The organism is Idiomarina sp. 29L (genome assembly GCF_004123135.1).
Classification (GTDB): domain Bacteria; phylum Pseudomonadota; class Gammaproteobacteria; order Enterobacterales; family Alteromonadaceae; genus Idiomarina.
This window is the reverse complement of sequence record NZ_SDJS01000002.1, coordinates 441805-461198: the sequence shown is the minus strand read 5'-3', so window position 1 is coordinate 461198 and position 19394 is coordinate 441805. Positions and strand designations below refer to the sequence as shown.

Here is a 19394-nt window from a genome sequence, read left to right as displayed (position 1 = left end):
TAAAGAATAAAGACCATTATCTTAGGGAATTTGGCAGCAAATGCCACAGCCGCAACAACCAACTCCTCCACAGCATTTCAATTTATTCGGACTCCCGTCCTGACAGGGAATACTGCAACATGATTGTGTTGATAGCATATTCGTTGATGAGCATTCTTCTATGCTATTCGCCTTAATTTCCTTGTCGTAAGTAGAAATAGTCGTTTTACCTGATAGCACATCATCACTATCACTTCCAATTGAAAAGCTAGAGCTTGAGTTATAACCCTGCATCGTTTCAATGGAATCGATGTTATCCCAACTATCCTTCTCTTTTTTATAAGCTTTCAGATATAGCTTGGGAATCTGCTTTCCTTGATGTGTCAGTTCACTGACTAGAATCTCTATTTTATAATCTTCCATGCTATTGGGATGGGTTATGTATAATGTCATTGGATGACCCAATACAGGAATTGCTTTTAAATCACTGAATTCATCTCCTTTAATATTAATATCAAATGATACTTCGACAGCGGTAAGCCCTTCTTTATCGTTACCGGGGAAAGCATCAAATGATAAAAGAGCGGAAATTAAAAAGATCGTTGATAGAAGTAGTGTTTTCACTTTCCCTCCGAAACAAATATTAGTTTAATTAATCTTGCGGTCTTAAATGTTAAAATTCGATTAAAATCTATACAAAGTTTCTAAAAAGTCAACATTTAGTAACTTTTCAGTATAATTAAAAGAATGATAGAGAAGCGAATCTTTTGGGGGAGGGAGAGGCCTGAGGAAGCTCAGGCCTAACTTTTTACTTCAGTTGCTCTGCGTGTGGCAGTTCAAACGGAGGCTTCTCTTCTGATTTCTCCATTAAGAACGTATCCATCCAACGCATGAAACGCATGCTGTAGTCTAACTGTGCAGCCACTTTACGGTTACCATGGCCTTCGCCCGGGTAGAACACCAAGCGTACTGGCACGTTACCGTGAGTTTTCAGGTAACGGTACAGCTCCATCGACTGTGACGGATGTACGCGCGTGTCTTCTTTACCGTGCATAATCAGAATTGGCGTGCGCGCTTTCTCTGCATGGAAAATAGGGCTGCGTTCTAAGTACCATTGCCACTTGTCCCACGGGTAGCTACGTGCGTGAACGGCGTGCATTTCTTTAGGGATATCGGTAGTACCGAATTTTGACAAGTTATTGCTAATACCGACAAACATTACGCTGGCGGCAAAGTGCTCAGTCTGCGCCGTTGCGCCCCAGGCCGAAGCGTAACCACCGTAAGAACCGCCGGTAATACCCACGCGAGACTCATCAGCAATGCCCATGGCCACTAAGTGCTCTTTGGCATCAACAATGTCGTCGAACTCTTTACCCGCGTAGTCATTCTGGCCAAGCTTTGAGAACTCAACGCCACGTCCGGTGCTGCCACGGTAGTTCGGGAAGAACAGCGCATAGCCTTTAGATGCGGCATGCTTAACCGGCGACGCATAGCGATCTAACCAGCCATTGCTGTAATGCGACTCCGGACCACCATGAATGACCATAACGGTTGGGTAGCTTTTACCTTCTTCGTATCCCAGTGGGTAAACCAAAATGCCTTCCAGCTCTAAACCATCGCGCGCTTCATAGGTAATGGTTTCCTGACGCGGCATATCAATCTCTGACAACCAAGGGTTTGAGTCTGTTAAGCGCTCCAACCCACCGTTGGCGTATTTAAAAGCTTCGCTTGGGTGAGAAGGGCGGTGTGCGGTTAATACAAACTCAGATTTGCCCGCTTCGCCGTCAATGCTGGTCACAATGGCTTCACCAGGCTCAACCAAAATGCGGCTTTCCAGGAATTTCAGCGTTAACGCCTGAACTTCTGACTCAGTGCCACGGTGTCCCAACCAGACTAACTCTTCACCGGTGCGCCAGGTAAAGTCTTTTACCGAGCCTTTGTAGTTCGGCAATACGTTGCGATGCTCTTGTTCGCGAGTGTCGTAAACAAACAAAGAACCCGCCGACGGATCGTTATAGTCTGCCGCGCGAATCATGGCTAAGTAGCGACCGTCCGGCGAGAACTCAGCACGACCCAACTTGCCTTCAGACTCATAAGTAGCCGCCACTTCGCCATCTAAACCAATCAGCTGGTACTGGCTACTCATGTACGCATCGTCAATAAGCGGGGTCGGTGCCGTGCGAACTAAAAGCTGTTCGTTGTTCGGGTGGAATGCCACAGAATAAACTTGCTGATCATCCGGCGTTACGGCTTTCGCTTCAGCGTCTTCCTGACCTAAAACGACGTGATAAACTTGGGTGTAGGTTAAATCTTCTTCATACACTTCGGCTTTAAAGCCCTTTTTCGACAGCTTCTCTTTGTCGCTGTCTTTCGGGCCAGATGACAAGAACACTAACTGTGTCCCGTCTTCGCTCAAGTCGTAGCTGCCAATATTGCCATCGAACTCAAACACCGACTGCACACCACCGCCTTTAACTGGCATGCGGTACAGCTCCTGGTAGTCGTCGCCGTCTTCTTTCGCAGTGAAGTACAAGTACTCACCTTGTGGACCAAAACTGACTCGGCCGAACTTTTCAGTTTTACTGAGGTAAGAAGTTTCCTCGCCTGCTGAGTTAATAAGTACTAACTCACTGTAGTCTGAGCCGTCATCGTCTTCATAAGGCGTACGTGGAATGGACCGGATAACTGCCGTGAACTCGCCCGTTGGCGACAAGTCCGCCATGCGCACCGCTTCTGTTGTTACGGTATCCATTAGCGTCATTTCACGAGCGTCGGCATCGACCGCCCAAGCCGCTAACGCAATACCCCCTGCTACACGTAAAAGCATAGTTGTCTCCGTTGTTGTTCTATTATTAATTTTATTTCATAAACCGTTTTGTTGCTTCGGCGCCACGCGCAACTAAGCGCACTTGCGCTATCGTTGTTTCTGTAATGCGCTCGCGCTCTTCTTCGTTTACGTCGAAACAGTCAGCACCGGCACTGAATACAATTTTGGCAATGGTGTCCGACTGTAATTCGGCTAACTCACGGGTAAACGACTGCTCATTCACTAAATACTCTTCCAGCTCGGCTTTAAAATGCTCAATTTCACGCACAACCGCTAAGCGAAAGCTGCGCGAACGACCTGAGCGTTCCTGCAGTAGCAGCCTGAATATAGCGGTGTTTTCCGCCACAAACTGCATAAAGGTTTCTACCGATACCCGGATAATAGAGCCGCCAGTTTCTATGCGTTGACGTGCCTGGCGCAATAATTGACGCAGCGCTAAACCACACTCATCAACCAAAGTAAGTCCTAACTCATCCATGTCGCGGAAGTGCCGGTAAAAAGAGGTTGGCGCAATGCCTGCCTCACGCGCCACTTCACGCAAGCTTAAGCTGGAAAAGCCCGCCTCAGCACTGAGCTGATTCATCGCCGCATTTATTAGTGCGCGGCGCGTCTTTTCTTTCTGTTTTGCTCGAACCCCAGCCATATTTGTTGCCATCCTTCGCTGTTACTGAATGAATAGTAACACAGGTCTTTACACATTTTCCGCTTGTAATTTGAACGCAAAACCCGTACATTCAGCGAACAGGTGTACGCTGTTTTGTCACCTGACTTTTTTGATTGTTTTAGGTTATATACATGCAAAAGAATTTTGAAAAACCCCCTCTTATTTGGCTTAACACCCTCGTGTTCTCCATTACATTCGCTATAGCCGCCATTGGTGCTCCTTTATACGCGTTCACCGTCGGCATTGGCGCAGAATTTTGGTGGGTTATGTTTGGTACCGCGTGTTTTGCGGGTATTTCCATTACCGCGGGCTACCATCGTTTGTGGGCGCACCGTACGTACGACGCCAATCCGGTATTGCGCTTTTTATTTGCTATTGGCGGCGCTGTAGCGCTGCAAAACAGTGCTTTGCACTGGTCGTCTGATCACCGTGTGCATCACACGCACGTTGATGACAACGACAAAGACCCGTACTCAGCAAAACGCGGCTTTTGGTATTCGCATATTGGCTGGATGCTGCGCGAGTATCAGGCGAGTCGTTATTCCGACTACGACAATGTCAAAGATTTACAGAAAGATCCTATCGTTATGTGGCAGCACAAGTATTACCTGCCGCTGACGCTGTTCGTAAACTTCGGTTGGCCAATTGCCGCCGGCTTTATGCTGGGCGATGTTTGGGCTGGCTTATTGGTTATTGGCGTATTGCGCCTGGTGCTGAACCATCACACCACGTTCTTTATTAACTCGCTGGCGCATATTTGGGGCAAGCAGCCTTATACCGACAAAAACACCGCGCGCGACAATGGCGTGCTGGCGTTTATGACCTTCGGGGAGGGTTATCATAACTATCACCACATTTTTGCCAGTGACTATCGTAACGGCATTCGTTGGTGGCAGTTTGACCCGACCAAATGGCTTATTCGTGCCAGTAGTTGGTTCGGTTTAGCGCGTAACCTTAAACGCAGCTCGCCGTATCAGGTCGAGCGCGCGAAGTTGCAAATGCAGTTAAAAGTCGCTCGTAAGAAAGCCATGAGCGCACCAGAGTCATTGTTCGAAAAAGCGCACGAGCATTACGAACAGCTGGGTACGCAGTTACGTGAATACTACAAAGCACGCAAAAAGCTGTTGGACTCTAAAGCTCAGGACATAAAAGAGCACTTAAACCATGACATTGATGCACTGAAAAAGCAGGTTGATGACATGCGTGAATCTCTTGCTGAGCAGAAGCGTCATTGGAAAGCCTTATTGAACCAAATTCAGCAGCACGCGTAATAGAATTTAGCCCTTCAGCACTTGAAAATGAACAAAATATAATCAATACTGGAGGGTAAATTCTTCGAAGTCAGCACAATTGTGTTTTTGTGCAAGTGAGGTGAGTATGGAAATTGGTGCAGCAATGAATTCGGGCCTTCAGGGTATGCAACGTGCAAACCAGCAAGTGTCTGAAGCGAGCCAGGAAATTGCCTCTGCGGCGGGTCGTAACGACGTTCAGCAGCAAGACAACGCCAATGTGAATGGTGGTCAGGCTGCAACGGAAACGGCGAGTGAAACGGCGCAAAGCGTCAATGCCGCCAGTATAACTGATTCTCTGGTGTCGCTAAACGAAGGGCAGACCAACTTTGAAGCCAACACTCGGACAGTGGAAACCGCTGACGAAATGTTGGGCACTCTTATTGATACCAGTGCTTAAGTAGCTGAATGTTCTAGTCATGAATATCACCACAGCGCTACCGGCTATTCCTGTTACATCGGCTCCTCCCATGGAGTCGATGCAGACGGACAATGCCGCGAAAGCGTTGGTCAGTGAACCTACCGCAACTGAAAAGCAGAACAACAGCGCCGATAGCGCAGCTCCCACTTATTCTCCTAACGGTAAAGTTGCCAAAAAAGGCAAAGACTCAGCCGAGGGTGAGGCTAAAGGTGCTGAATCAAAGGGGGCTGAGTCTGAAGAAGCGAAAGGCGAAGAAAAAGCTGACGCAACTGAAGAAAAGAAACCGAACGGTCAACAACTGGATGAGCAAGAGCTCGAAAAAGTTGATGAGCTAAAAAGCCGTGATCAGGAAGTGCGCGTGCATGAACAAGCGCATGCGGCTGTGGGCGGACAGTACGCCGGTTCACCTTCTTACGAATACGAACGTGGTCCCGATGGTAAGTCTTATGCTGTTGGCGGTGAGGTTCAAATTGACGTTAGTCCGGTTCAGGGCGACCCTCAAGCAACCATTCAGAAAATGCAGGTGGTACGTCGAGCGGCGTTAGCACCGGCTCAGCCGTCTGCTGCCGACCGTTCCATTGCTGCGGATGCTGCTAATAAAGCCACGCAAGCTCGTGCAGAGTTGGCAAAACAGCAAGTGCAAGATGAAGAGGGCGAGCAATCGCCTGATATCAGCATTAACGCACCCTTTAAGAAAAGCTTAGAAGGTGAAGGCGAAGCTTCGAACAGTGAATCACCTGACGCTGCAGCACCGGCTGAGCAAGGCAAGAAAACCCTATCTGCGCCAGAGCGCGGCGCTATGGTTGCTTCTTTCTACGACAATAAAGTTCGTCCATCCGTGGACTCATTCAGCGCTACTGCTTAATCCTTTCTCCTATTTATTTCTGTTTCGCTTTTGCGAAAGCGTCGGCTAAGGCATTACCCATAGCGGCATTTTGTGGCTGCTTGTTTTGCTGACCACGATCACGCTGAGGCTTGCCTTTATTTGAACTGCTGCCCTGCGGTTTAGACTTAGCGGCCGGTTTTGCAGAGACTTCATCGTTTAAACGCATGGTTAAACCAATGCGGTTACGCTCAATATCCACTTCCAGCACTTTTACTTTCACAATATCGCCGGCTTTCACCACTTCGCGTGGGTCGCTGACAAACTTGTCTGCCAAAGCGGAAATGTGAACCAAACCGTCCTGATGCACGCCAACATCCACAAAGGCACCAAAGTTAGCCACGTTGGTTACAACACCCTCTAATTGCATACCGGGCTTAAGATCGCTGACCTTCTCAACACCTTCTTTGAATTCTGCCGTTTTGAATTCAGGGCGTGGGTCACGGCCTGGCTTTTCAAGCTCTGACAAAATATCCGTTACCGTTGGCAGACCAAAACGCTCGTCGGTGTAGTCTGCGGCGTTAAGGCTTTTTACCAATGAGTGGTTGCCAATCAGCTCTTGTACCGGCAAGTCATTTGCCTTCGCCATGCGCTCGACCACCGAATAGGCTTCTGGGTGAACGGCTGACGCATCTAATGGCTGTTCGCCGCTGTTAATGCGGAGGAAACCCGCAGCCTGTTCGAACGCCTTCGGTCCCATGCGTGGCACATCTAATAACTGTTTGCGGTTAGCAAAAGCGCCATTGGCGTCACGGTAATCGACAATGTTTTTGGCCAGAGTTTTTGACAGGCCCGACACGCGCTGAAGCAACGCAGACGAGGCCATGTTCGCATCCACACCCACCGCGTTTACACAGTCCTCAACTACGGCATCCAGGCTTTGTGCCAGTTGCGACTGGCTGACGTCGTGCTGATACTGGCCGACACCAATAGACTTAGGTTCAATTTTAACCAACTCGGCTAACGGATCCTGCAAGCGGCGGGCGATAGACACCGCGCCACGCAGTGAAACATCCATATCTGGAAATTCTTGTGCTGCCAATTCCGATGCAGAGTAAACCGATGCACCGGCTTCGTTCACAATGACTTTAGTGGCTTTAATCTCGCTGTGCTGCTTGAGCATGTCACCGACCATTTTGTCGGTCTCGCGCGAGTGGGTACCGTTGCCAATGCTGATAAGCTCAACCTTGTACTGTTTGCACAAGGTCGCCAGCGTGCGCATGGCTTTGTCCATTTGGTTTTGCGGCTGGAACGGGAATACCGTGTTAGTAGCAACCGCTTTACCGGTTTCGTCCACCACCGCAACCTTAACACCGGTACGAACGCCCGGGTCTAAGCCCATGGTCGTTTTTGCACCCGCAGGTGCCGCCATCAGCAAGTCTTTTAAGTTGCTGGCAAACACCTGAATGGCGGCTTCTTCAGCGCGCTCACGCACCCGGGCCATTAACTCGGTTTCCATGTGCAGTGACAGCTTCACCCGCCAGGTCCACTGAATCACCTGACGCAACCAGTCATCGGCAGCGCGGCCCTGGTGCTCAAAGTTCAGGAAGTCGGCAATCATCACTTCGCAGTGCGAGCCAGTAGCTTTGTCTTCACTGCCCGGGTCAGCGTCCATAGACAGCTGTAAAAAGCCTTCGTTACGGCCACGCAGCAAGGCCAAGGTGCGGTGCGACGGAATGGTTTTAAACAACTCAGAGAACTCAAAGTAGTCGCGGAATTTCGCGCCTTCTTTTTCTTTGCCTGGCGCAACCGTGCTGGTTAAGTGCGCGTTCTGCCACAAGTGAGAACGCAAACGCTTCAGCAGCTCCGCTTGCTCGGCAAAGCGCTCCATTAAAATGGCGCGGGCACCGTCTAGTACCGCTTTGGCGTCAGCAAAACCTTTGTCGGCGTCAACGTAGTCAGCGGCCGCTTGCTCCGGGTTTTGTGTTGGGTCTTTCCACAGTAGGTCTGCCAGCGGCTCAATACCGGCTTCAATGGCAATTTGGCCTTTGGTGCGGCGCTTAGGCTTGTAAGGCAGGTATAAATCTTCCAGCTCGGTTTTCGAGTCGGCGGTTTTAATGCTCTGAGCCAGCTCTTCGGTCAGCTTGCCTTGCTCGTCAATCGACTTCAGTATCACCTGACGGCGGTCGTCCAGCTCGCGCAGGTAGTTCAAGCGCTGATGCAGCTGGCGTAATTGCGTGTCGTCTAAACCGCCGGTGACCTCTTTACGGTAACGGGCAATAAAAGGCACCGTCGAGCCTTCGTCCAGCAACTGGATAACAGCGGCAATCTGACGCTCGTCGACCTTCAGTTCATTAGCAAGTAATTGCGGTATCTGGCTCATAGTACATCTCTTGGTTTTAAAACGTTACGACAAATAATGGGGACGAATACTATCACGAATTGACTACGCGGGCTGTTGGTAACTTATCTTATTAATAAACCAGGTCTTAGTACCCTGCGGCGTGCGAACCTCGGCTTCGTCGTCTACCTCTTTCTTCAGCAGCGCACGCGCCATGGGCGAGTCAATCGACACCGCGTCTTTGCGATCATAAATTTCATCCGGCCCGACAATTTGGAAGGCGCGAATGTTCTCGTCTTCGTCCTCAATTTCCACCCAGGCACCAAAAAACACCTTACCGTCCTGTTGTGGCGAATAATACACAACCTTCACCTGCTCCAGACGCTTGGTTAAATAGCGAATACGACCATCAATTTTGCGCAGCTTCTGCTTATTGTATTTATAATCCGCGTTCTCTGACCGGTCGCCCAGGCTTGCCGCCCACGACACCTTCTCTACGGTCTCGCGCCGCTCCACCCGCCAAAGGTGCTCGAGCTCCTTCTGTAACATTTCGTAGCCCGGCCTAGTAATTAAGTTGGTTTTCATACGCTGATTCGTTGTGCCTGCGTTGAATGATTAGGGGATTTTACCGGGGTATGAAGAGGAGGGGAACGATAGATTGTCTAACGGGCTAGACGTTCCAGCGTAATGTTGACCGATAACATGCGTGTATATTTGGGTGGTCTTAACATCGTTGTGGCCCAGCAGCTCCTGAACAGTACGAATATCGCAACCGCTTTGCAGCAAGTGCGTAGCGAAAGAGTGACGAAAAGTGTGACAATTAACTTTTTTAAAGACCTTCGCTTGAATGACTGCTGGTTTAAGAGCCTTTCTAATGACGCTACTGTGAAGATGATGTCGACAAAGAACGCCAGTGTATGGATGTGCGCACAAAGAAGACGATGGAAAGATGAACATCCAACCTGGTTGCTTGAAAGCGTTGGGATATTTTCTATCAAGTGCACCGGGTAGTGATGGGCCGACACCGCTACTGTTATCATTAGCTTGTACCTTTAATGCTGTACTTATCGCCTCTTTAATCTGAGGAATTAAGCGTTCGCTTAACAAAGTTTGCCGATCCTTCTTGCCTTTCCCATCACGAATGGTAATAGAAAGATTTTCTAGGTTCACATCCTGAATTCGTAAATTTAGCGCCTCGCTTATTCTAAGGCCGCTGCCGTAAAGTAATTCAATGACTAAGCGGTTACGTCCAGATAATTGGCTAAGAATACTCATCACTTCGTTGGGCGATAAAACAACTGGCAATTGTCTCTGCTTGGTTGCTAGGCTGAAATTTAAATCCCCTAGCGTTATACCAAGCGCTTTCTGATAGAGGTAGACCAAAGCATTAAGCGCCGTTTTCTGAGTATTTATGGCGACATGGCGTTCGTTAGCTAGCCAACTTAGAAATTCTCGAACTTCATTCCTACCCAGTTTTTTAGGATGCTGCTTTTTATGAAAATAAATGTACTGACGAATCCAGCCTAAGTATGATTTTTCAGTCTTTAAACTGTAACCACGCAAGCGCATATCAGCACGTAGCTGTTCAATAAATGGACTAGGCATAAATTCTCATCCTTGAGTTTTGAAATTAGTCATTAACTTTAACCTAACTTGAGGCTCACTCTTGTAAGCAATAGTGCATAGTTTGTTGTTGTATTACGTATTTAACTCGTTTAATGTCAGTTACATAATAAAAACGTAAAGTTAGATATTGTGCACTCGTTGGAATGGAAGTGAGCGTGCTCGAATTGTATTGCTTATTTTTGGTGGGGTTTCTGAAAAATAAAGCAGACTCTCAAAGGGTTATGAAGAAAAAGCAACAATTTGATGAGCGCGTAAAATGCGCATGCACAATATACAAATGTTAAAAAATAAAGGGGTGCCGGCGCGTGGAAGAGTTTATACAAGCACTTGAGAAGAATATTCGTGATGGGAACTGGTACGGGGCGATATTTCTTTGTCTCACGTTGCCCGACATATGCGGGAAAATAGAATTCCCTGGGAAGTCATCTTCAAGGCGATATCCTGAGTGGTTTGAGCGGTACGTCCAGCCAAAGTATACGCGGCAGGTAGGTCCTCCATCGATGGGCAATGTTCATACATTCCTGTCAGGAAATGATTGCTATGCGTTGCGATGCGCGCTCTTGCACGAAGGTGTTGAGAATATTGGTGCCCAGCGAGCACAAGAAGCACTTGAAAGCTTTCATTTCACAATCCCGCCTGAAAATGGGTGTGTTCATATGAATCAAGTTGGTTCGGTACTGCAACTGCAGATAAATGAGTTTGCCAAAGATGTTATTGCAGGCATTCAGAGCTGGCTCTACGACATCAGTGCTGATGAGCAAAAGCAGTCGGAGCTAGCCGGCCTTATGAAGGTGTATGATTCGTACAGTTTTTAACAAGTGGCTGTTGTCGGACGCACCCACGCTGGCGCTCCGGTGCGCCGCAAAGCCAAGCGTTAAGCGGTAAAGGTACTTTTGAGTAATGGCAAATAACTGGAACATACCGGACTGGCTGGAAAAAGAAGTTCGAGAGCGAGACACGGAGTGTGTCTATTGCCGCAAAGAATTTACCTCTGTGAAAGTGCTACGGAAGTCTGCGGCGAGCTGGGAGCACATCATTAACGATGCCAGCATCATTACGAGAGAAAATATTGCCTTGTGTTGCTGCGGCTGCAATGCCAGCAAAGGTCAAAAGCAGCTATCCGCATGGTTGCAAACCAAGTATTGCCAAGATCGTGGTATCACTCCGGAAACCGTAGCACCGATCATAAAACAGGCTATTGAGCGTGGCCTGTAAGTCAGCGCTTAACAAGGCGCTTAAGTTCGTTCCCGGCCTGACGGCCGTCCACCGGATGCCCTTGACAGGGCACCGCTTAGCTTGGCGTTAGGCGGCAAGGACCGTTCAATGATTGTCCGCGAAATATTAGACTTCTTGTATACCTACGTACTCACTGCATGGTACTTCTACGCTGCACTGGTCGTTATAGTTCTAGCCATTGCTGTTCTGACGAGGCGTACTAAGCCGTCAATTGCGTCAAGCATTCCCGTTCTCGGAGATCATGTTAGTACTGTTCCATTCTTTATTGCAGATATCTGGCAAGGCCTCGCAAAAGGCCATGGCTTAGTGGCCCTGCATCAAGAAGCTATCAGACTTGAGGTCCAAATCGTTGACTCATTAACCGGACTAATAAAATTTAGGCATCAGATTGTGGAAGTTCCAATCAGAGATGTCGCATCGATTGCCATTAGATCCTACTTGTTTGGAACCTACACACTGCTTTGGTTGCAGGGAACGAGGATGGATACTTTCCAAAGCTTTCCAAGGTTGCGTGGCGGGCGATGCAGACTGCGAATCGCGCGTCGCGACCGACAGAACTGCGCAGCCTTCGTAGAGCACTTCGCAACCGTCAAGGCGTCTGGGCAAGTGGTGGCTGCCGCCTAACAAGTCGGCTTAACTCGAGCGTTAGGCGCTTAGTGTTTATTGCAAGATATACAAAGGAAAATATGTCAGAGTTCCAATCTAAAATAGAAAAAGGCGTAATGTGGCTTTTTAAGTTTAGAATCTTTGCCTCGCTTTTTGAATGGATGGGGAAAGATGCTAAGAATCAAAATACGTTTCTAGTTTGGTTCAATATATTTAATACAAGTCTAATATTTACAGCTTTCATCAGCCCTTGGATATTCATTGTGTGGGGTTTGGTTGTGCCAACTATATTGTTTAGAAGCAGCCCGTTAGCTCCGCTAGCTAATTTAATTGTAATGGTTCGCGAACGAACTATTGGGTTTGCAGGCATAATGATTACTGTATTTTTTATGATGCTCCATTATATTTGTTTGTTTGCGTGCTTCTATATGATTTTCGGTGTGGTCGAAGGAAGCAATAGTCAGGCAATAACGGGTCTCTGGGATCACGTATACTTTAGCGTCGTAACTTTTACTACATTGGGTTATGGAAATTTTGTTCCGGCTAATACTGCCGCCGAAGTAATTGCAGCATTTGAGGCTGTTGTCGGTTTTTCAGTATTCGCATTTTTAATTGGTGTGGTGTCGGCAGTTGCACTTCAAGAAGAAAGCAATGACGGGGAGTAACTTGGTCAAGTATAAGCATCAAGTTCCCTCGCCTAACAAGCGTATGTTGTCGGACTGGCTTTCTGCTGCGCTCCAAACCAGCCGCAAATACGGGCGTTATAAACTATTCATAATTTGGAACTATCGTGGAAATAATTAGAAGTAAAGAATTCAAATCTGAGCGCGCTTGGGGTGCAAAAAGCATCGCAAATATGAACGGAATTACAACGCGCTTGCATTGGACTGATAAGCCCTATAAATGGCATGTAAATGATGGCGAAGAAGTATTTGTTGTTTTGGATGGCGTTGTCGAAATGCTCTTTAAAGAAAATGGGGTTGAGCAATCAGCGATGTTAGAAACAGGAGATATTTTTTATGCGTCTATTGGAACTGAACATGTTGCGCATCCTCGCGGAGAAGCACGAATTTTGGTTGTAGAATCCGAAGGAAGCGTATAACAAGCGCTTAAGCGCGCGTTATATAAACAGGAAGCAAGCCGGTGAAGATTAAAAATATCTGTATTGTTTTCGCGTTAGCTTTATTAGTATCTGCTTGCACGTCGGGACGTTTGGAGTATTTCACCGCCGAGGGCGAACGAAAGTATGCATGCGAAACGGAATACACTTGGCAGCCGAGTGTCGATAAATACGCAGTTGAATATGTTCTGGCGCATTGCGCTCAAGAGGCGGTATCCAGAGGATACACGGTCGAAGATACCGCGCTTCTCGAAAAGGATTTGTCGGTTCCGCCCCCTCCCGAAGGAAGAGCGTGGAGCCATGAGCTGGCAAAGCAGCATCATGCAAAAGGGATGCTGACGGATAAGGAATATGGGTATCTCATCGCCTATTTAGATCTCGGTCATGATAGTGATTGAGAGTGCGGTGAGCAGTTCATAAGAAGTTGCAAATGTTCACGCCCTCAGAGCCGGACAACAGCTGTGCTTGGGCGTTAGATTGTGGAAGGTGAAGCATGAAGAAGCACACACTATTTCGGTTCTATTTTCTTGGGACCTGTATTCGATACCTGCAGGATCTGACGCCGCCAGCTCGGATCAATGGTAATGGTTTTGTGAGATCTAACATCGAAATGCTATTCAAGTATTTCGATGCTCTAGAGTTATCTGTTACCAGTAGATTAGCACGGGGAGAGTTAAGTGAAGTACTCGAACACTTAGAAGAAATTGATAGGGAAGACTCTGGTTTTGAATTCTCTGAATCTGAAACAATTAAAATCAATTCGTCTGTGTCAGCTATCAGGAAAACAATGGATGCAGAGTTAAATGAACGATACGCTTTTGTTCCTACTCCTAAAAGATTAGCTCTTCATAAGCTTCTTGATTCTGTTCATGAAATTTTTTGCCCGGATGCGTTTGACTCACTGCCAGAGATAGCTAGGTACGATTTTTCATACGCTGGCAAGTGTATCGCTTTTGAACTTCCAACTGCGGCAGCTTTTCATGTATTAAGAGCAACAGAATCTGTACTCAGAAGTTACTATGAAGCTATGATTAAACAAAAACGAATAAAGTCTAGAAATTGGGGGCCAATCGTCAATGATCTCAGGGCGCGCAGAGCAACTTCCAAGCATGAAGTTCTAAATAATCACTTAGATAATATACGGGCTTCATTCAGAAACCCAACTCAACACCCAGATAAAATTTATGACATTCACGAAGTCCAAGATTTATACTCATTGTGCGTGGATGTTGTGAACAGGATGGTCGCCGTGACGAGAAAAGCTAATAAACCAATGACGTCGAACGCTGGCGCAGCGACTGATTGAGACGTTAGAACCTTTGAGGTACAGATGAACCTTGCTCTCTTCGATTTTGACGGAACAATCACAACACGAGATACATATACGAAGTTTGTCTTTTCCTCGACCAAATTCGTGCGGCTGGTTATTGGCGCCTTACTTCTTTTTCCTGCAATCACCTTATACAAAGCGCGGCTTCTTTCAGCTCCTAAAATCCGACCTCTGATATCACGAGTTGCTTTCATGGGCGTCCCTGAGAAACAACTTGATGCTAGTGCTGAACGTTTTGTTTCCGAATATTTACCCTCTGTGATTCGGAGCGATATGCTGCAGAAAATAGCTAAGCATAAAGAGAACGGCGATCACGTGGTCATTGTGTCTGCATCTATCTCTCCTTATTTAAAAATTTGGTGTAAACGCCACGAGGTAGATTTAATTTGCAGTGAACTTGAAGTGCGTAATGGCCGACTTACCGGTGCTTACCTAAATGGCGATTGCAGTAACGAGAGAAAGGTGGCGCGAATAAAAGAACGTATCAATTTATCTCTTTATAGCAAAGTTTTTGCGTATGGAGATTCTGAAGAGGATTATCCTATGCTAAATCTAGCCAATACGAGTTTTTATCGGGGCGAACTCTTTGAAGTTGCACCGGTTGAATGACGGCAAACACCAACATGATAAAAATCAGAGAATTTAACGAATCAGACGCGCGTGATTTATGGGGTATTTTTTATCACGCCATTCGCAATGTGAACTCACGTGACTACACGCAAGCGCAAGTCGAAGCATGGGCGTTGGATGATTTCTCTCCTGAGGTATGGCAGCGAAAAATGAATGCTATTTCTCCTTTTGTTGCGGAAATTGACTGAGAAATTGTCGGTTATACCGACCTTCAGGAAGATGGGTTAATTGATCATTTCTTTTGTCACCATGAGCATCAGGGTCAAGGTATCGGGCGTCACTTGATGGAGCACGTGCTAAGAGTGGGTGAGTTACAAGGAATTACTCGGTTTTACTCTGAGGTGAGCATTACGGCTCGTCCGTTTTATGAGAAATTCGGCTTTAAGGTCGCAAAAGAGCAAATGGTAGAAATTAGAGGGCAGAAGCTGCGTAACTTTGTGATGGAAAGGCTCAGCTAAACCTGTTTACTACTCTCAAAATTGGAAGATGTCGTATTGGATGCAGTGGCTAACCAAGCCAATTGATAGGCGGGTTTATTTAACAGGTAATGTCATGGTGAATAAATATTACGGTTCGTGTCTTTGCGGTCGTGTCAGCTACGAGGTGAGTGGTGACTTCGGCGCATTTTATTTGTGTCATTGTAGCCGCTGCCAAAAAGGTACTGGCTCTGCTCATGCGGCTAACTTGTTTGCTAAAGCAGGGCGGTTGACCTGGCTTAAAGGCGAGGTGGACGTAACCCATTACCAACACCCGGGCTCGCTGCATACTAAGAGCTTTTGTCAGTCTTGCGGCTCTGCGCTTCCTACATTCGCTGAGTCCATTAATTGTGTTGTGGTGCCTGCTGGTAGCCTCGATACGCCGATACCAGTTACGCCTACGGCTAAGATCTTTGTTGCTGACTGCGCCGCCTGGTCAGTTGATTTGAGTAATGTGCCGAGTTACGACGCGTTACCTGGGTAAGGACCACGACTAAAGGAATAAAACCATGAGAGCAATATTACAACAAAAAACCGCCTTTGCCTGGGTCTTACTGACGACCTGCTGTCTTTTATTTATCCCGCTGGTTGCCATGCGGTTTAGCAACGATGTTCACTGGGCTCTCTCCGATTTCGTGATAATGGGTGCGTTATTGTTAGTGGTTGGCTCTTCGCTAATACTTCTCGCTCGAAAGCTGTCCAAAAAACAATTCCAGCTTGCAGCTATTGTTGTCTTTCTGGGCTTTCTTTATGTTTGGGCTGAGCTGGCTGTCGGTGTCTTTTTCTCGTTCGGCAGCTGATACTTAGGAAGCTGGTTATGCAAAATACCATGTCATTATCGCGTTACGTTAGGAAAAGGAATGGGGTGTCGTTAGGCGCAAAAGGGTCTATGCGGAATATGCTGCATCGCTCTTTGGGCGCCAGCTCGTTTCCTGTTTTTTGGCATTATTGGAACCCAATATGGGGCTATTATTTATCGCGTCTTGTGATGAGACCAATGGGCTCATTCGCGCCGGGTTGGCTGGCTGTTTTTATAACCTTTCTTGTGAGTGGTTTTGTACATGATGTCGCCGTTTCTCTTGTGAAATGGAAACTTGTTGTATTTTTTACTCCCTGGTTCGGCCTAATGGGTCTGTTGGTTATTGCTTCAAAGGCGCTATCAGTCTCTTACGGCTCCTTTCGGTGGGGTATTCGCGCAAGCATCAATGTACTTGTTATTAGTACGACGCTAACAGTCGTTTATGCTGCAGAATACCTACTTTATCACTAGATTGAGCCAGCCTCACCACCCTCAATAGCGTAAAAATTCCGTCAGTGCTTTGAAGCTCCTCTGCAAAGCCCTTATAGTGAAATCAACACTTACTAAAAACGGACTGAACAATGCAGCATGCGCTGTTAGTGGTGAACCCGAAAAGTCGTGATGGTCACGCTGACGAGCTTGACGACGCTATTGCCTTATTTAGAAGCGCTGGCGTTGAAGTAGACGTGTGTGTTACGGAAAGTCCCTCGGATATGGTGTCCTGCATTGAAAATTACGATAAGGAAAACGGTGTCATTATAGTCGCCGGTGGTGACGGGACCATTAGTGCAGCGTTAGAGCCAGCCCATAAATACAATCAGACCTTGGCGATTTTGCCAATGGGCACGGCGAATGACTTAGCCCGCTCGTTAGGCGTCCCGCAGGATGTTGTGCAAGCAGCCCGGGTTATTGCGAACGACAAGCGTGAGCGCATTAACCTTGCGAAGGTGAACAGCCACTATTTTGTGAATGTGGCGCATATTGGGCTGGGTGTAGAGGTCACGCATGAGCTTACCTCGGACATGAAAAAGTACCTTGGAGTGTTCGCGTATCTCGGCGCCTTTATTCGAGTTATTAAGCGCAATAAAAGCTTCAGGGTTACTATAACCGCCGACGGCGACGAAGAGCGCTTAAGAGCAATTCACTTGGCGGTGGGTAATGGTCGCTTTTACGGTGGCGGCAATATTGTGGACGAAGACTCGACGCTGTTAGACGGACAGCTGAACTTATTTTGTTTGAAGCCTCAGCGCTGGTGGCAGTTGCTGTTACTGGGTTTTAATTTGAGAAATGGCAACTTGCGGGTGGCCGAGCGTGTGGTGTGTAAGAAAGTCAAAAAAATGAGTGTTAATACGTCAAAACCTAAGCAAATTCATGCCGATGGTGAACATAAAACCGATACGCCCGCTGAATTTGAGGTGATACCGAAAGCAATAGAGGTTATTGTGGGCGATATGCCAAATTCAACGAAGAGCAAGGAATAATATGCCGATTTTACGCACAGATGATCAGGCCGATAGCATCGAAATTCTAAAGCTGATTGTTGAGACCAAGGACTACTACCGCGAAATAGCGAGTGTGCTGGAAGACGGTGAGTTGGCGAATAAATTGGAAGCCATCGCTGACGAACGAGCGTCTTTTATTAAACCGTTTGAGAATGTTGTAAAAGAGCTGGGTGAGTTGCCGGCCAAACCGGACCCCGACAAAACGTTGATGCAGGTTATTCAAGGTGAACTGACAAAGTTGTTCTCGGTCGATGCGAAAAACGCGATTTTAGATAAGTGCTTGCAGGAAGATGAAGCGCTGGAAACGGCCGTAAAAAACACCCAGTTGGGCCAACAGTCTGCGGAATACCAAACGTTGCTTGATGAACTGACTAAGAATATTAGCGATACGAAAAAGACGGTTCATGCGTTGAAAGGGTAATGTTTTTGTTTGTAAAACGTTAAAAAAATACTGCAAAGCGACGAAAAAAAGGTCAAAATTAGCCATTACTCGTTCAATTTAAACTGCTTTAGCAGGGAAAGCATTTGTCACAACAACAAGAACAAAATGACATACATTGGCTGACGGGTCAGTTTTGCGATAGGCAAAAAGAGCTAAATTACCGATATTTTATTGCCCCCAACGTTCGCTCTGACGCGCGGTTGGCGTTAATTTTGGCGTCGGCTATTTTTGCCATGTTCGGCATTACCGACTACAATCTTCTCGGGCTTACCCAAGAGTATTACTTGCTGCTGGCCATGCGCATTACGGTGGTGAGCTCGTGTTTAGCGATAGCGTTTATTATTGGTAAGGCCGGTGGTTATGCTAAAAAAGCCTGGCTACACGCACTTCCGCTTTGGATTTTTGCCATCGGTATTGTCCTCATTGTTCCGCTTCGTCCAGAAAGTCTTTCCAGCCAAGTGACCTCTATTGTGGTTGCGATAGTGGCTTTTTATCTGTTGATACCCAACTTATTGACGGTTGCGGCGCTGGCAAGTGTGTTTGTAAGTATTACCTTTTTATGGGCTTCAATAATTTATGCTGGCGTTGACGCAGAAGGCGCTGTTCGGATAGGTCTGTTAATTGCAATGGCCAATATCGTCGGCTATTCGTCACTTCGGCGTTTAGAGCGGCTACAGCGAAAGCAATATGCGTTACTGAATGAAGAACGCGATCAAAACCGGGACTTGCTTCAGGAAATTAAGCATCGCAAGTCGCTGGAGGCTCAGCTCCGTATGGTGGCAGAACGTGACACGCTGACCGGTGTGGACAGCCGAAGTCACTTTATGAAGCGGGCGGAAGCTCTGCTGCAACGGTCTCGGTTGGAAGGTGCGTCGTTTTGTTTGTTCATGATAGACGTCGATCATTTCAAGAAAATTAATGACACTTGGGGTCACACTCGTGGCGACGTCATTCTGACCAAAATAGCTGAAGTATGTCAGCACTCACTTCGCCCAACCGACATTATTGGCCGCTTTGGTGGTGAGGAATTTGTTGTCGGTTTGCCCCATACAAGCCCTGCTGATGCCACTGTCGTGGCCGAGCGCTTAAAGCACAATGTCGAAGCACTCTCTTTAGACAATGAATTTAAAGACCTGCAACTGAGCGTGACCATAGGCGTTGCTGTTGCCACTCCGGAAGACGACCTCGATGCACTCATTACCCGCGCCGACAACAGACTGTATGAAGGCAAGCGTGACGGGCGGAATAGGGTCGTGGCTTCATCCTAGAAAGGACAAAAAGCA

General features: G+C 47.3%; 24 protein-coding genes. 18 read left to right on the top strand and 6 right to left on the bottom strand.

Going from position 1 to position 19394, the window contains the following annotated elements:
* Positions 1–21: 21 nt before the first annotated feature.
* The 3 genes from EST55_RS05840 to fabR all read right to left on the bottom strand — a co-directional run bounded on the left by EST55_RS05840 (position 22) and on the right by fabR (position 3449).
* Positions 22–603: a hypothetical protein gene (locus EST55_RS05840; RefSeq protein WP_129496804.1), complete on the bottom strand. Its 582-nt coding sequence runs from the start codon at positions 601–603 to the stop codon at positions 22–24.
* A gap of 184 nt (positions 604–787) precedes the next feature.
* On the bottom strand, positions 788–2806 hold the full coding sequence (locus tag EST55_RS05835; RefSeq protein WP_129496803.1) for a S9 family peptidase: 2019 nt from the start codon (positions 2804–2806) through the stop codon (positions 788–790).
* A gap of 31 nt (positions 2807–2837) precedes the next feature.
* Positions 2838–3449, bottom strand: coding sequence for an HTH-type transcriptional repressor FabR (gene fabR, locus EST55_RS05830; RefSeq protein WP_088769082.1), 612 nt, complete (start codon positions 3447–3449; stop codon positions 2838–2840).
* A gap of 152 nt (positions 3450–3601) precedes the next feature.
* Between fabR and EST55_RS05825 the strand changes: the two genes are divergently transcribed.
* The 3 genes from EST55_RS05825 to EST55_RS05815 all read left to right on the top strand — a co-directional run bounded on the left by EST55_RS05825 (position 3602) and on the right by EST55_RS05815 (position 6045).
* Positions 3602–4741, top strand: a complete 1140-nt coding sequence (locus tag EST55_RS05825; protein WP_129496802.1) for a fatty acid desaturase — start codon at positions 3602–3604, stop codon at positions 4739–4741.
* 106 nt (positions 4742–4847) lie between these two features.
* On the top strand, positions 4848–5159 hold the full coding sequence (locus EST55_RS05820) for a hypothetical protein (RefSeq protein WP_129496801.1): 312 nt from the start codon (positions 4848–4850) through the stop codon (positions 5157–5159).
* 19 nt (positions 5160–5178) lie between these two features.
* The gene (locus EST55_RS05815; protein ID WP_240665257.1) at positions 5179–6045 is read left to right on the top strand and encodes a putative metalloprotease CJM1_0395 family protein; all 867 of its coding nucleotides are present in this window, start codon (positions 5179–5181) and stop codon (positions 6043–6045) included.
* Positions 6046–6058: 13 nt separating this feature from the next.
* Here the strand turns inward: EST55_RS05815 and EST55_RS05810 are convergent, their stop codons facing one another.
* From EST55_RS05810 to EST55_RS05800, 3 genes are all read right to left on the bottom strand, one after another.
* Positions 6059–8386 (bottom strand): Tex family protein, encoded by a 2328-nt coding sequence (locus EST55_RS05810; RefSeq protein WP_129496800.1) that lies wholly within the window; start codon positions 8384–8386, stop codon positions 6059–6061.
* 63 nt (positions 8387–8449) lie between these two features.
* On the bottom strand, positions 8450–8929 hold the full coding sequence (gene greB, locus EST55_RS05805) for a transcription elongation factor GreB (RefSeq protein WP_129496799.1): 480 nt from the start codon (positions 8927–8929) through the stop codon (positions 8450–8452).
* Between the two features lie 30 nt (positions 8930–8959).
* Positions 8960–9949, bottom strand: a complete 990-nt coding sequence (locus EST55_RS05800) for an integron integrase (protein WP_129496798.1) — start codon at positions 9947–9949, stop codon at positions 8960–8962.
* 677 nt (positions 9950–10626) lie between these two features.
* Here EST55_RS05800 and EST55_RS12310 point away from each other — a divergent pair.
* The 15 genes from EST55_RS12310 to EST55_RS05735 all read left to right on the top strand — a co-directional run bounded on the left by EST55_RS12310 (position 10627) and on the right by EST55_RS05735 (position 19379).
* On the top strand, positions 10627–10785 hold the full coding sequence (locus tag EST55_RS12310; RefSeq protein WP_164976529.1) for a hypothetical protein: 159 nt from the start codon (positions 10627–10629) through the stop codon (positions 10783–10785).
* An 85-nt stretch (positions 10786–10870) separates the two neighbouring features.
* Positions 10871–11185, top strand: coding sequence for an HNH endonuclease (locus EST55_RS05795; protein WP_100690256.1), 315 nt, complete (start codon positions 10871–10873; stop codon positions 11183–11185).
* Between the two features lie 707 nt (positions 11186–11892).
* A complete protein-coding gene (locus EST55_RS05790) occupies positions 11893–12477 on the top strand; it encodes a potassium channel family protein (protein ID WP_164976528.1) in 585 nt (194 codons plus the stop codon).
* 125 nt (positions 12478–12602) lie between these two features.
* A complete protein-coding gene (locus EST55_RS05785; protein WP_129496796.1) occupies positions 12603–12914 on the top strand; it encodes a cupin in 312 nt (103 codons plus the stop codon).
* Between the two features lie 41 nt (positions 12915–12955).
* The gene (locus EST55_RS05780) at positions 12956–13330 is read left to right on the top strand and encodes a hypothetical protein (protein WP_129496795.1); all 375 of its coding nucleotides are present in this window, start codon (positions 12956–12958) and stop codon (positions 13328–13330) included.
* A 95-nt stretch (positions 13331–13425) separates the two neighbouring features.
* Complete coding sequence (locus EST55_RS05775) at positions 13426–14238, top strand: hypothetical protein (protein WP_129496794.1); 813 nt, start codon at positions 13426–13428, stop codon at positions 14236–14238.
* Positions 14239–14262: 24 nt separating this feature from the next.
* Entirely contained in the window at positions 14263–14871 is a 609-nt protein-coding gene (locus tag EST55_RS05770) for an HAD family hydrolase (protein WP_129496793.1), read from the top strand.
* 14 nt (positions 14872–14885) lie between these two features.
* Positions 14886–15080, top strand: coding sequence for a hypothetical protein (locus EST55_RS12345; RefSeq protein ID WP_240665256.1), 195 nt, complete (start codon positions 14886–14888; stop codon positions 15078–15080).
* A 3-nt stretch (positions 15081–15083) separates the two neighbouring features.
* Positions 15084–15350, top strand: a complete 267-nt coding sequence (locus EST55_RS12340; RefSeq protein ID WP_276318894.1) for a GNAT family N-acetyltransferase — start codon at positions 15084–15086, stop codon at positions 15348–15350.
* 28 nt (positions 15351–15378) lie between these two features.
* Complete coding sequence (locus EST55_RS05760) at positions 15379–15852, top strand: GFA family protein (RefSeq protein ID WP_240665255.1); 474 nt, start codon at positions 15379–15381, stop codon at positions 15850–15852.
* A gap of 25 nt (positions 15853–15877) precedes the next feature.
* Complete coding sequence (locus EST55_RS05755) at positions 15878–16168, top strand: hypothetical protein (RefSeq protein ID WP_129496792.1); 291 nt, start codon at positions 15878–15880, stop codon at positions 16166–16168.
* A gap of 17 nt (positions 16169–16185) precedes the next feature.
* The gene (locus EST55_RS05750; protein ID WP_129496791.1) at positions 16186–16638 is read left to right on the top strand and encodes an acyltransferase; all 453 of its coding nucleotides are present in this window, start codon (positions 16186–16188) and stop codon (positions 16636–16638) included.
* A 110-nt stretch (positions 16639–16748) separates the two neighbouring features.
* The gene (locus EST55_RS05745; protein WP_129496790.1) at positions 16749–17648 is read left to right on the top strand and encodes a lipid kinase; all 900 of its coding nucleotides are present in this window, start codon (positions 16749–16751) and stop codon (positions 17646–17648) included.
* A 1-nt stretch (position 17649) separates the two neighbouring features.
* Positions 17650–18090 carry a DUF2383 domain-containing protein gene (locus EST55_RS05740; protein WP_100690895.1) on the top strand — a complete coding sequence of 147 codons (441 nt, stop codon included), beginning with the start codon at positions 17650–17652 and terminating at the stop codon, positions 18088–18090.
* 104 nt (positions 18091–18194) lie between these two features.
* The gene (locus EST55_RS05735; protein ID WP_129496789.1) at positions 18195–19379 is read left to right on the top strand and encodes a GGDEF domain-containing protein; all 1185 of its coding nucleotides are present in this window, start codon (positions 18195–18197) and stop codon (positions 19377–19379) included.
* Positions 19380–19394 lie beyond the last annotated feature (15 nt).

Coding starts and splice junctions, on each gene's coding strand:
- EST55_RS05835 (WP_129496803.1), bottom strand. CDS start 2,806: ATGCTTTTACGTGTAGCAGGGGGTATTGCGTTAGCGGCTTGGGCGGTC.
- fabR (WP_088769082.1), bottom strand. CDS start 3,449: ATGGCTGGGGTTCGAGCAAAACAGAAAGAAAAGACGCGCCGCGCACTA.
- EST55_RS05825 (WP_129496802.1), top strand. CDS start 3,602: ATGCAAAAGAATTTTGAAAAACCCCCTCTTATTTGGCTTAACACCCTC.
- EST55_RS05820 (WP_129496801.1), top strand. CDS start 4,848: ATGGAAATTGGTGCAGCAATGAATTCGGGCCTTCAGGGTATGCAACGT.
- EST55_RS05815 (WP_240665257.1), top strand. CDS start 5,179: ATGAATATCACCACAGCGCTACCGGCTATTCCTGTTACATCGGCTCCT.
- EST55_RS05810 (WP_129496800.1), bottom strand. CDS start 8,386: ATGAGCCAGATACCGCAATTACTTGCTAATGAACTGAAGGTCGACGAG.
- greB (WP_129496799.1), bottom strand. CDS start 8,929: ATGAAAACCAACTTAATTACTAGGCCGGGCTACGAAATGTTACAGAAG.
- EST55_RS05800 (WP_129496798.1), bottom strand. CDS start 9,949: ATGCCTAGTCCATTTATTGAACAGCTACGTGCTGATATGCGCTTGCGT.
- EST55_RS12310 (WP_164976529.1), top strand. CDS start 10,627: ATGAATCAAGTTGGTTCGGTACTGCAACTGCAGATAAATGAGTTTGCC.
- EST55_RS05795 (WP_100690256.1), top strand. CDS start 10,871: ATGGCAAATAACTGGAACATACCGGACTGGCTGGAAAAAGAAGTTCGA.
- EST55_RS05790 (WP_164976528.1), top strand. CDS start 11,893: ATGTCAGAGTTCCAATCTAAAATAGAAAAAGGCGTAATGTGGCTTTTT.
- EST55_RS05775 (WP_129496794.1), top strand. CDS start 13,426: ATGAAGAAGCACACACTATTTCGGTTCTATTTTCTTGGGACCTGTATT.
- EST55_RS05770 (WP_129496793.1), top strand. CDS start 14,263: ATGAACCTTGCTCTCTTCGATTTTGACGGAACAATCACAACACGAGAT.
- EST55_RS12345 (WP_240665256.1), top strand. CDS start 14,886: ATGATAAAAATCAGAGAATTTAACGAATCAGACGCGCGTGATTTATGG.
- EST55_RS05760 (WP_240665255.1), top strand. CDS start 15,379: ATGTCGTATTGGATGCAGTGGCTAACCAAGCCAATTGATAGGCGGGTT.
- EST55_RS05755 (WP_129496792.1), top strand. CDS start 15,878: ATGAGAGCAATATTACAACAAAAAACCGCCTTTGCCTGGGTCTTACTG.
- EST55_RS05750 (WP_129496791.1), top strand. CDS start 16,186: ATGCAAAATACCATGTCATTATCGCGTTACGTTAGGAAAAGGAATGGG.
- EST55_RS05745 (WP_129496790.1), top strand. CDS start 16,749: ATGCAGCATGCGCTGTTAGTGGTGAACCCGAAAAGTCGTGATGGTCAC.
- EST55_RS05740 (WP_100690895.1), top strand. CDS start 17,650: ATGCCGATTTTACGCACAGATGATCAGGCCGATAGCATCGAAATTCTA.